Here is a 13,565-nt window from a genome sequence, read left to right as displayed (position 1 = left end):
ACGTGCCGCGCATCGCGCGGCTCAACGGAGACGAGCATGCTGTTGATCGACGGACTGGGACTGGGTGTCAACTGGCAGCGCTTCCTGTCGGAAACGCTGAATCCGGTCGTTGCACCGCCGCCCCCGCCTCCTCCGCCGCCGAAGAAGGACGACCCGGCCGCCGGGCCCGCGAACCCGACCGCCGCCCCGCCGATTCCCGTCACCGCCTCGCTGGCCACCGATCCGTCGAAGCCGACCAACGCCGAGATCCAGTCCGCGACGTCGCTGATCCAGAGCATGGCCGCGCAATATACGGCGCCGCCGCCCGACATCACCGTCGAGAACGACAAGACGCGCGCGGTACAGAAAGCGATCCAGGACGCGCAGACGAAGTACGACAACGCGTCGCAGACGCTGCAAGGCGCGCAGAACGTGCTGCATCTGGTCAACCGCGATCCCGAGTCGACGGCCGACGACCGCAAGACCGCGCAGGCCGACTACGCGAAGGCGCGCACGACGGCCGACACCGCGCAGCGCGAGCTGAACGTGACGACCGACGCCGGCTACATGATCCTGTACGGCGAACAGGCGAATGCCGACATGCCGGCCGGAATGAAGATCGACGATTCCGGCAAGGTGACCGACCCCGGTGACGCGCAGCACGCGGCCGACCAGCAGTTCAAGACGCTGCTGGACGCCTTCCCCGATCATGCGAACGATCCGAACTGGGTGCCGCAGCCGGGCGACTGCAAGAACCCGCTGCAGATCCGGCTCTACGACGACTGGCAGACCGCGAGCGCGAAGGCGGCCGTGGGTGCGTCCAAATACTTCGCGGACGTCGCGAATTCCAACCTCGCGTATACGCAGTTCCAGTCGTACCTCGCCGATCCGGACTACAAGGCCGCGCTCGACGCGGGCGTCGGGCGGCTGAACGACGCGCTGCAGCCGCTGGAGCTGCAGGTCACGATGCCCGATGCGCCCGCTTCGCAGGATGCCGCACAGCAGGCCGTCACGTCCGCCGCGAAGGATGCGAACTATGCGAACGCCGCGTACGGCGCGGCCAACGACAGCCTGGCGCTCACGAACGCACAGCAGCGCTACGATTCGGCCAGCGGCAAGGAAGGACCGACGGTGATCGTCCCGAACGCCGTGTCGGACGCGAAGACCGCGCTCGCCCGCGCGCAGACGGCCGCGAACACGAGCGGCGGCTATCTGCAGATGCTGTCCGCGCAGCGGCAGGTCGACACGCTGCAGGCCGACTATACGAAGAAGCTGGACGCATCCAACGCGTGGCACAAGGCCAATCCGCACGCGATGATCAAGGACCCGCAGGTCGATCTGGACCTCGGCGATGCGTATGCGAAGCTCGATCAGGCGAAGCAGCAGGCGAGCATCGCGCACGACGGCTTCGTCGTCGCGTACGGTGCGACGCTCGCGCAGCAGTACGACGATCAGGCGTCGCAGATCAAGGCGCAGGTGAACGCGCAATCGATCTTCACGAAACCCGCGCTTCAAACGCCGCTGCTGACGCCGTCGCTGTCGACCGCGAACGGCCTGCCTAGCCTGCCCGCATCGTCGTTGTCGACCGCGACGTCGGCCGCCCCCACCGGCACGCCGACGCTGCCGAGTGCGTCGCCGCAGGCCTCGCCGACGTTGCCCGGGTCCAATGGCGCATCGTCGCTGCCCGCGTCGCCGCTGCTCGACAGCCCGTTCCTGCTGCCGCAGTCGTCGGGCCCGTCCGCCGCGCAGGCCGGCCCGACGATGCTCGACGTGAAGCGCATGCAGACCGTCGCGGGCGCGGTCCGCGCGGCCGATAGCCGGATGTCGGATTCGGTGAACGAGCGCGCGACCCAGCTCGCGCTGTCGCAGGCGCGCATCAAGCAGACGCAGGTGAAGAGCACGCTCGAGTCGGTGCAGAAAAAATACGACGACTGGGCAGCCGCGAATCCGCCGCCGATGCGCTTTCGAACCGTCGCGGGCGACGACATGATCCCGGCGCCGTCGGCGCCGCGTCCGAACCTGTATCAGGGCGAGCTCGACAAGGCGAAGGCGGCCGTCACGCAGGCCGACAACGCGGTGCAGCGCCTGCAGTTGCTGAGCGAAACGTCGCACCAGCAGGTGCTGATGGACGGGTTCGACGCCGGCCTCGACGAACGGCTGCGCTATGCAGCGCCCGGTTCGGACGCCGAGAACGACTACAAGAAGGCACTGCACGATTTCTACGAAGCGCATCGCGGCGAGTTGTCGAACTCGCTGCTCGACGCGGCCAGCGCGAGCACGAACAACGGCGGCACGATCGCGTTCGGCAAGCTGACCGACAACGAGCAGCGCAACCTGATCGGCGTCGCGCTCGGCATGCAGCCGGACGTCCAGAACGACGCGGCGTCGGGCGACGGTTCGGCTCCCGTATCGCCGACGAAGGACGACGTCGCGCGCTACACCGACAAGGACAAGCTGAAGACGATCAACAGCGTGCGCGACAAGCTGCTGTCGATCGGCGGCGGCGCGACGACGCAGGTCAGCGTGTTGCCGATGGTCTACGCCGCCAAGGATGCCGGCATGACCACCAGCGCGCTATTCAAGGTCAGCGGCAAGGACGGCACGCAGTACGTCGACGAGACGGCGAGCAACTACGACGACATCAACGATTACATCGACAACAACGAGCTGTCGACGGACGGCACGGTCGACATCGCGACCGGCCACAATGCGGACGGCACGCTGCAACTCGTGTCGAAGGCCGCGCATCACGAAAGCGGCTTCGACAGTTTTCTGAACACGCTGACGAGCACGGGCCTGAACATCGGCATGATGGTCGGCGGGATGGCGCTCGAAGGCCTCGGCACGCTGCTCGACGGCACCGGCATCGGCGCGATCGTCGGCGTGCCGCTGAACATCCTCGGCGCGGGGATGATGTACACGGCGATCGGCGCGACGATGACGAGCGCCGGCCTCGATCTGGCCAACCGCGCCGACCACGGGCGCAGTCTCAATCCGTTTACCGACGCGGGCGCGCGGGCCGACTTCATCAACCTCGTGCCGATGGGCGCGGCGGGCGCCGCGAAGCTGGCCGGCAGCAAGCTGTTCACGCGCGCGGTCACGGCGCTCACGCGCACGCCGAAAGTCGCGTCGGTGCTCGCCACCGGCGCGCGGACCACCGCGGTCGTGACGGGCGTGGGCGGCGCGGTCGAGGCGTTCGGCGAAGCGGGCTACGAGTATTTCGTCACCGGCGACAAGAAGGCGGCCGGCGAGCAGCTCAAGTCCGGGATCACCAACGTCGCGTTGATGGCCGCCGGCGGCCTCAAGGAACGCGCGGTGACGTCGGTGCGCACGCGCATCGGCCAGCCGGTGCCGATCCGCGGGGCGGACGGCAAGACCGTCAGCGTCGATAGCCAGACGATCGGCCGGATTCTCAACAGCGGCGACGCGTCGTCGCTCGCGGCCGGCCGCACGCGCGTGACGCTCGACGGCGAAGCCGTCAAGGTGTCGCCGGACGGCACGCTGCGGGTGGGCGACAAGGTGCTGACCTACGACAACACGCCGATTCGCGTGCTCGACCGCGCGTCCGCGAAGCGCCTGCCGCCGGGCAAATCGGTGGTGCTCGGCGAAGACGGCACGCTGTCCGTCGTATCGGTGTCGCCGAAGGCCTGGACCAATGGCACGCGTGTGGACGACGTGACAGGCACCGGCGAGCGCATGTCGTTCGGCCCCGACGGCGAGATGAGCGTGACGCCGAAGATCGTCGCGAAGACGCCGCTCGACGTGCTGCAACACGTGCTCGACCAGGCGAGCGACGCCTATCGGCAGACGGTCGCCGGCGCGCAAGCGCCGCGCCGCCTCGCGCAGACGGCGGCCGAAGGCGAAGCCGCGAGCGTGTCCGCCGACGCGCGCAGCACGCGCCGCACCAGCGAGGAACACGCCCGCGTGCAGCAGCAGCGCGACGAAGCCGATGCCGAAAGCAGCACGAGCGCGAGCGCCAACCGGCGTAGCACCGACACGCAATCGATGCGCTGGCGGCCCGTCGCGGCCGACGAGCCGGCCGGCCCGGGCACGCGCGCGAGGCCGGACGGCGCGCCGCCGCGCGTCAACGCGAAGGTCGTCGATCTGACGGACGCCGCGCCCGTCGCGCGCGCGGCGACGTCCGATCCGGCCGGCATCGCCGTGCCGCGCGGGCCGAGCGCCGAGCCGATGGACGTCGGCGATCGCACGGTCTACGTGGTGCGCAGCGGCGAGACACCCGACGCGCCGGGTGCGCGGCCGTCGTCGCCGCGCCCGCAGGATCTCGAGGAACCGGTGATCGTCGTCGCCGGCGAACACGACGCCGCGCTCGCACCCGAGCTTGCGAACCGCTGGCAGAAGCCCGTCTACGCGGCCGCGCCCGACGCATTCGGTGCGGACGGCCAGCTGCGCGCGGGCGCGCGCGTGCTGCGCTTCGATCCCGCGCCGGAGACGGTCGCGGCGACCCATGAAACCGGCCTGCCGGACGGCATCGCGCCCGACGAAGCGCCGCCGACCGCGCCACGCGCGGCCGCCGACGACACGGTGATCGTGCTGGCCGGCAAGCGCGGCCCGAACGACCCGGCGATGCCGCGGCCGGCCGCGCCGCCCGAGCCGGTCAATGCGCTCGATGGCGTGTTCAGCGCGCCGAACCGCGTGCTCGTGCTCGTCAAGCCGGAACGCGCCGGCGCACCCGAACGGATGGCGGAACGCGACACGGCCGCGGCCGACCGCGGCACACGCGCGACCGACGACGCGCACGGCCGGGCCGCCCGCGCGCCGGCGGGCGGCGAGCGCCGCACCGCGGCGAACGACGACATCGGCCTCGCCGCCGCGCACCCGGAAACGACCGAGACCGCCCCACCCGACCCCGGCGCCTCGAAGCCGGGCTGGGTCACGCGGATGCAGATGCGCTTCGGCGGCGCGGCGCTGCCCGAAGCCGCGCAGGCACTCGCGATGCAGTCGGGCACCCTCGCCACGCAACTGCGCATGCTGCAGGACGCCGGGTGGCGCGTGACGCTCGGCAAGCGCGGCGGCGGCAGCCGCATCGACCCGCGCAAGCGCCGCGTGACGATCGACGGCGCGCTCCAGCATCCGGGCAGCATCACGTACACGCTCGCGCATGAAGCGCGCCATGCGGTCGAAGCGATGGCCGGCGTGCTGAACCTCGACTACGGCAACCGCAGCCGCTTCACGCGCAAGGCGCTCGAAGCCGAAGCGCGCGCGCAGATCAACGCGTTCGAGGCACGCTACGAAATCGAGCTCGCGGGTGGCGGCGACATTGCCGCGCACGTGCGCCTGCCGGATGCGATCGAGCGCGAAGGCGCCGCATGGCGCGCGCCGTCGCACGACTATGCGGGCACCGTCGGACGCCTCGTCGACGCGTTCGCGGATGCGCCCGTGTCGGGCCGCGACGGCGAAACCTACCGCGATTTCTACGACGACGTGTGGTCGCGCCAGAAGCGCCGCGGCGGCATCCCGCGCCGGATGCCCGCGCCGCAGACGCACGAGACCGACGGCGCACCGCACGGCGTGCGCAGCTTCGACGAACGCGTGGCATGGAGCCGCGCGCATGCCGAATATGCGTCGCCGTTCGGCGACGGGCCCGTGCCCGCGGCGGCCGACCTGCGGGCGGCGCGCAGCCGCCACTTCACGATGCTGGAGGACGAAGGCGTGCTGATGCTGCACGCCGACACGTTGCCGGACGGCACGCTGCTCGCGGGTGGGCGACCGGCCGGCGTGCATGAATACGCGCTCGACCAGGCGCCGTCGTTCCTGGTCAAGGAGGGCTATTCGATCGTGCTGTCCGCGAAGCACGGCGGCGAAGCGGCTGCCGCCGGGCTCGCGAATCTGTGGCAGCGGCCGGTGTACGCGCCGCCCCCACACGCGGTCGGCGAACGCGCGGCGCTGCTCGACACCGGCGTGTTCCGCCGCTACGACCCGGCGCCCGCGGCACCGCACGATCTCGGGCAACTGGCGGCCGACGCCGAAGGCGTGCACCTCGAAAGCAATCCGGCGGTGCGGATCGACGTCGAGCGTCACGTCGGCGAGTTGCTCGGCGCCGGCGCCGAAAAAACCGTGTTCGCGCTCGGCCACGATGCCGCGCTCGCGGTTTACGACAACGGCCCGCACACGTCCGAGGCGCGCCAGATCGAGGCGGCGATCGACGAGAGCATCGCACTCGACGATCTCGCGTCGTACGGGCTGAAGACCGTGACGATGGACGGCCCGTTCTCCGCGCTGAACCGCGTCGCCGTGCTGTACCGGCCGCTCGGCGTGTTCCACAGCTTCGGCTTCGAGACGGGCGCGCTGCCGCGCGTGGTGTCGCGCGCGGCGCTCGAGCACCTCCGGCAGATTCGCGAAGTCGTCGAACGCACGGGCATCGGCTTCGATCTGCAAGGCCTCTTCACGCGCGGCGGCGACTTCCTGCTGAGTGACCCCGGTGCGATCGGCATGGGCGCGGGCGAGCATTTCACCACGCTGCAGCGGCTCGCGGTGATCGAGCGCGCGCTGACGCAAGGCCTCGAGCGCGGCAACGTCGAACTCGCGCATCCGCGACTCGCCGAAACGCCGCCGCCCGATGCGTTCGTGCAAAAGCCGTCGGTCATCACACGCGTACGGATGCGCTTTGGCGGCGCGCCGCTGCCGAAGGAAGCGTACCGGTTGATCGACGCATCGAGCCTGCTGTCGCAGCAGCTTCGGCTCGGCGCCGACGCAGGCTGGAAAGTCGTGCGCGGCAAGCCCGGCGCCGGCAGCAAGATCGACACGCGACGGCGGCGCGTCACGATCGACGGCGGACTGCAGTCGACCGGATCGATGGTCTACGTGCTCGCGCACGAAGCCCGCCATGCGCTCGAGGCCGCGACCGGCACGCTCGGGCTCGACTACGGCTCGACGCAGCGCTACGTGCGCAGCGCGCTGCTCGCCGAGGCGCGCGCGCAGGTCAACGCATTCGCGGTGCGCGACGAGATCCGCGCGAACCTCGGCATCGACATCGGCCGCCACGTCGCGCTGCCCGACGCGATCGCCAACGAATACGGTCGCGCGCGGGCCGGCGACGCCGCCTCGCTCGCGCGTCTCGCCGACGCGTTCGAGCACAGCCCGACGTCGCTCGACGGCGGCGTGACCTACGGCGAGCTGTATCGGCGTCACGCGCAGGCCGCGCGGCACACCGGCGTCACGATGCCGGCGCCGCGCGAGACGGCCGCGACGCTCGCCGAAGAAACCGCATGGTCGCGCGCGCGTCCGGTGAAGGCATCGCCGTTCGACGGCAAGCCGGTGGCCGGCGTCGACGCGCTGACGCTGGACCGCTCGGGCCCGCTGTCCTACGACCGCGACGGCCGCATCGTGATCGTGCATGGCGTCACCGACGCACAAGGCCGCCTCGTCGATCCGGACGGCCGGCCGTACACGCCGGTCGAGGTCACGCTCGCGCACCGCTCGGTGCTCGGCCTGCCCGGCTCGTCGGTGATTCTGTCGGCACGCAACGGCCGCGACGCCGCCGCCTGGCTCGCGAACGTGTGGCAGCGCCCCGTCTACGCGCCGCCGACGATCGCGGTCGGGCTCGGCGCCGAGGCGCGACTCGGCCATACCAACGCGTGGCTGCGCTACGATCCGGCGCCGCATCAGCGCCCGGACCTCGGCGCGCTCGACGTGGACGGCAACGGCGTCCACGTGAGCGGCGATCCGGCCGCGCGCGTGCCGGTCGAGCGCTTCACCGGCGCGGCGACCGGCGCCGGCATCGAGAAGACCGTGTTCGAACTGGGCCGCCGCAATGCGATCGGCCTCTACGAGGGCACGGACAATCGCGCGATTCTCGGTCACATCGAATCGATCCGCCTCGAACAGGAAGGCCTCGCGGCGCTGCGCGCGCATGGACTGCGCACGCTCACGGTCGGCGGCCCGTTCGCGGCATTCGATCGCGTGGCCGTGATGTACGCGCCGTTCGCGTCGCTGAGCAGCCACGACGTGATGGCCGGCATGCTACCGTCGCGCGTCACCCGCGACGCATTCGCGCAGCTCGACCGCGCGCGCGACATCACCGCGCAGCACCGTCTGTACTACGACTTCGAAGGCGTGTTCGACGCGCACGGCGACTTCTACCTGAGCGATCCGTCGACGGTCATGACCGATGCGCCGAAGCTGAACGTGGAAGGCATCGTCCGCGAGATCGGCACGCTGCGCGTGATGCTCGAGGACGGCATCGCGCGCGGCGCGATCGAACTCGCGCATCCCGGCATCACCGAGCACTTGCCGCCCGACGCATTCGTGCAGAAGCCGTCCGTCATCACGCGCGTCCGGATGCGGTTCGGCGGCGCGCCGCTGCCCAAGGCCGCCCATGCGCTGGTCGACCGCTCGAGCCTGTTGCGCCAGCAGGTCGCGCTGGCCGGCGAGGCCGGCTGGAAAATCGTGGTGGGCCGGCCCGGGCGCGGCAGCCGGATCGATACCGCGAAGCAGCGAATCGTGCTCGACGGGCAGTTCCACGGCGCCGGCACGCTCGTCTACACGCTCGCGCACGAAGCGCAGCACGCGGTCGAGACGATCACGCGCCGCCTCGCGCTCGACCGTTCGTCGCCGCAGGCGCTGACCGAAAGCGCGCTGATGGCCGAAGCGCGCGCGCAGGCGAACGCGTTCGCGGTGCGCCGCGAAATCCTCGACGATGCTGGCATCGACATCGCGAGGGACGCCCGCCTGCCCGATGCGATCGCACGAGAAGCCGACCACGTGATGCCCGGCGACGAAGCCGGGCTGCGCCGGCTCGCGGCCGCCTTCGGCGACGTCGCGCCGTCCGTGCCGGGCCACGCGACCTATCGCGCGTACTACGCGAGCCAGGCCGATGCGATGCACGCGCTCGGCGTGCCGCGCGAAATGCCGGCGCCCGCGCCGCAGCCGGCGTCGAACGCGCCGGTGCCCGCGGCGACGGCGGACGCCGCGCGCCGCCAGCATGCACTCGATCACCTCGCCTCGCACGGCAAACGCGACCTGATCCGCATCGACGGTTCGCAACTCGCGTCGCTCGAGCAAATGAAGGAGGCGTTCGGCACGAATGCGCACGTGCTGATCGCCGAGCATGAAGCGCGGCCGGACGCGTCGATCGACGCGCGCCATGCGCAGCCGACGTTCGTCGCGAGCATGCGCACCGACGAGCACGGTACGTTCGTCGACAAGGCGTCCGCCGATCCAGCCGTGCCGATCCGCGATGCGGTCTATCGCGCGCTGAAGGACAACGGCAGCGCGGAACGGGCGAACGTCGATTTCTACGTGTCGCCCGTGTCGCTCGCGCAATTGCGCGAATACGGCGGCGCCGCGCGAGTCACCGCGCGCAGCGACGGCCGCACGTGGGAAGCCGAACAGGCGGCCGCGACGCCCGACGCGGACGTCGTCACGACGCTGCAGTCGCTCGCCGACGCGCCGCGCTTTCGCCGGCCGAAACAAGCGGCGAAAGCGGCCGGCGACGGCGCGACGCTTTACGCGATCGACAAGGAAACCGGCAAGGTGCTCGGCTACGCGACGCGCAACGCCGCGCACGACTGGACCTATCACGAGTCGACCTCGCTCGGCGACGCGACGATCGCGCCGCGCGATCTCGGCGCCGCGTTCCGCCGACGCGCGCGCAACTTGTCCGGCGGCCGGCGCGGCGTGCGATTCGTCGTGACGGACGTCACGCACGACACGGTCGAGCGCTACGGCGGCTTCGCGCCGGCGGAAATGCGCAAGGCGCTCGGCGACGAGAAGCCGCCGATGCAGAAACTCGGCACGCGCGTGCAGCGCGGCCTCGCGAAAGCCGACCCCGGCGTGCGCCGCAAGATCGCCGAGATCGAGGGCGCCGACAGTCCGTTCCTGCCGCCGAAGCTCGTCCCGGACAGCGAGCAGCTCGCGATCGACTTCAGCGGCGCGAACACGCTGCACCTGATGCGCGCGCTGGAGCTGAAGGCACTGCGCGGCGATCACTACGTGTACGTGTACGAGACCGATCATCCGGTTGCCGAATCGCTGCATACGCGCCGCGGCATCATCGCGATCCACGACGGCAACGCGCGCTGGTACGACGACGCCGAGCAATTGCGCGACCACCCGGACGCGGGCCGCCCGCTCGACGAGATGCCGCTCGGGCGCGGCCCGTTCGGCGCGAACCAGCACTTCCTGCTGTCGACGCTCGCGCCCGATGCGTTCGATCCGCGCGCGACCGCCACGCAGAAAGCCGCGCTCGCGCAACGACTCACGCAGCTGCTCGACGAGAAGTCGTATTTCGATGCGCTGCCGCAGAAGTTCGATCTCGCGACACGCTGGATCCGCACGCAGATCGCCGGCCAGATCGATCGCGTGAAAGCCGCGCAGGCCGACCTCGCCGCGGCCCAGCAAGCCGCGCAGCCGGCGGCCGGCGGCGCCACGGCCCCTGCCGGCCGGGTGCGCAACGCGCTGCGCGGCAAGCGCGGCCGGCGCAACCGCCGCGCCGCGAATGCGGCAAACGCGTCGAACGCGCCGGCCGCGCCGAAGCCGCAGAAGCCACCGAAGACGCCGGCGGCCAAGCCGCTGACGCTGCGGCCCTACCAGCCTAGCCTCGGTTCGAGCACGGTCGCGGAATGGGTGATGCGCTACGGCGCCGCGAAGGTGGCCGACTGGTTCCCGACGATCGACCGCGTGAAGGCGGTCACCGCACGCAAGAACCAGCCCGATGCCGGCGGCCTCGCACTGACCGACGAACCGCAGACGATCCTGGCCGACGCACCGATGCTGAAGGCGCTCGGCATCCCCATCGGTCTCGCGCGCGAGGTGTCGAGCATGCCGTCGCGCGGGCCGGTCGCCGATCCCGGCGGCGATCACAACCGCTTCGTGAAGTGGATGCAGGCGTATGCCACGCGCCACAGCGCGGCACGCATGATCGACAAGCGCGCGATCCAGGCGTTCGTGCGCGCGCCGGCCGAGATCCAGGACCGCGTCGCGCCGATGGCGCGTGCGTTCAACCTGCGCGACGATCCTGCGCTCGCGGTGCGCTACGTCGAGCAATATGGCGGCGCGATGCCGGTGGTGTCGATTCCGGTCGATCCGCACACCCTCGCGGCCGCGCGCGGCGGCAAGCACGATCCGGCGTTTATCCGGCGCGCCCGCAAGTTCGGCTCCCCGATCGGCGCGCGCTACAACGAGGCCGACGCGACGATCACGCGCGAGGCGCCGGACGGCACCACGCGCACGCTCGAGCTCGACGACATCGCGCATCTGCACAAATGGCTCACCGCGGCGTCGCGCCATGGCTTCCAGCTTCGTCTCGAAGCGGCGTCGGGCCGCCCGCTCGTCTCCGCGGACGACCGCCGCACGATCGCCGGCACCAACGACAGCTATGCCGAGTACACGCGGCTGATGACGTCGTTCGAGACGTGGTCGCACGATCACGCGGGCGAGCCCGCGCCGAACGTGATGCTGAGCTTTCACGGATGGGACGCCGTGCTCGAGCCGGTGCCGGGCGCCGGCCACGTCGAGCTGCTCGATGCGCTGCTCGACCGCAAGGCGATCGACTGGCTGCATGTCGGGCTGTCGTACGGCACGCACGGGGCCGACTTCATCGCGAACCAGGACCTGACGCGGGCGCTGGCGGAACGGATCGTCGACTATTACCAGACCGACCGTCACGGCAAGTTCGCGCGACTGCACGGCGCCGATGCGCTCACGCGCGTCTTCGAACCGGTGAGCCCCGAGGCGTTCGCGAACCAGCAGCAGGTGCTGTTCGCGGAGATCGCGCGCATCGGCAAGTCGAAAGGGCTGTCCGACGACGCGCTCGCGACGCTGCGCAGCGAACTGTACGAACGCAACACGACCGCACTCGTCAACCAGGCGCGCAAGGCGACGATCGAGCATGCGATGACGCAGTGGGCGTCAGCCGATCATCCGCCCGCCACGCGCACCGAAAAACTCGCCCGCCGCTTCGGCGAGCGCTGGCTCGCGGAAGCCGGCGGCCGCGCGCCGGCCCGCGGCACCGTCGTGTCGACCGCCGATCCCGCCGGGCCGCTGCCCGACAGTCGCGCGTACTGGCAGTCGGTGGTCGAGCGCGAAGCGCTGAAGAACGATCCGTCGAAGCCGATCAGCGTCGGCCGGCAGATCGCGGCGAACCCGAAACAGGCCAAGATGATCGAGGAACTGCAGGCGCTCGCGCAGATCAACGCACTGCGCGTGCATCGGCCGTCGTTCCGCAAGGCGGAGCTGTGGAAGTCGATCGGCTTCAGCTCGCTCGTCACCGGTGCCGGCGCGCTCGTGATCGCCGATACGCTCGGCGCGACGCACGTGCTGCGGCAGGACATGCTCGGCAGCGCGACGTCGTCGTTCCTGCTGGGCTCGCGCCTGGGCCGCGTGTTCCAGGTCATGCACCAGGGTGCGGTACGCAGCCTGCAGGCCGGCGATCCGAAGGCCGCGCAGGCGGTGCTCACGCGGCTCGAAGTGACGCTGTCGCGGCAACTGCGCTCGGGTGCGCACGATTACGGCCAGAACCGGCGCGCGCAGCTCGAGCAGATCTCGAACGAAGCGCGGACGCTGGCCGCGCAGTATGTCGAGCTGAACCGCGTCGGGCTGATGAGTTTCGACGACGCGACCACCCACATCAAGGCGCTCGCCGCGGACGTGCTCGCGCAGATGCAGGGCACCGTCGGCGGCACGTCGCTGCAGCAGCTCCATACCGGCAACCCGCGCCACCTGTTCGGGATCGCGGGCCGCGCGGGCGCCGCGATCACGTCGACCGCGACGCTCGCGGTCGGCATCAGCGGCGTCGTGCACGCGCACGGGGCGTTCGATCTCGCCTACGGCTCGGCCGCCATCGCGAGCGGGGCGTTCGGCGCCACGTATGCGGGCCTCGTCTACACGATCGGCGCGCACCGCGTGAATGCCGACAAGCGCAGCCGCATCGTGCGCTTCACCGATTCGGCGAGCGACTTCATGGCCGTCGCGTACGGCGGCCTCGGCACCGGCGTGCAGTGGAGCGGCGGCCATTACGACCTCGCGATCGCGACCGGCGTGTCCACCGCGCTGCTGCTCGGCGGCCGTCTGAACACGCATTTCCCGAACGCGACGCCGCTGATCAAGAAGATCCCCACGGCCGTCGTGCTGATTCCGGTCGGCGCGTTCGCGTACAAGCTGATCGAAAGTCTGTGGACGACGTTCTTCGGCTCGGGCTCCGGTTCGTCGAATCAGTCGAATTCGTCGCAGTCGAATCTCGCGCCCGGCGCTTCGCCGAGCGCGTCGGCAAGCGCGTCGGCCAGTCCTTCTGCAAGCGCCTCGGCGACTGCATCGCCCAGTGCGTCGAGTGCGTCGCCTGCCGCGCCGGCTTCGCCGTCGGCCGGCGCCACGCCGTCGACCGCGCAACCGTCCGGGTCGCCGCAGCCCTACATCGTCGTCGCCGGCGATTCGCTGTGGGTCATCGCCGACCAGCATCGCCAGTCGCTGCTCGACGCCGCGCACGTGTCGCGCGCCGACCAGCAGGCGATGACGCGCGGCGAGCAGGATACGCGCGCGTTCAACGAGATCCTGCAGCTCAATCCGTCGGTTTCACGCGATCCGAACCGCCTGTCGGTCGGCACGCCGCTGATCGTGGGCTGATCGTGGGC

The 13,565-nt window shown here is 70.9% G+C and carries 1 protein-coding gene; it reads left to right on the top strand.

The features are described 5' to 3' along the window. Nucleotides 1-36: 36 nt before the first annotated feature. A complete protein-coding gene (locus BLS50_RS29030) occupies nt 37-13,557 on the top strand; it encodes an LWXIA domain-containing protein (RefSeq protein WP_074806133.1) in 13,521 nt (4,506 codons plus the stop codon). Nucleotides 13,558-13,565: the final 8 nt, after the last annotated feature.

Origin of the sequence: Burkholderia orbicola, from assembly GCF_900100915.1 — a bacterium.
GTDB lineage: Bacteria > Pseudomonadota > Gammaproteobacteria > Burkholderiales > Burkholderiaceae > Burkholderia > Burkholderia orbicola.
The sequence above is the reverse complement of the archived record's forward strand: the minus strand, read 5'-3'. Positions and strand labels throughout refer to the sequence as shown.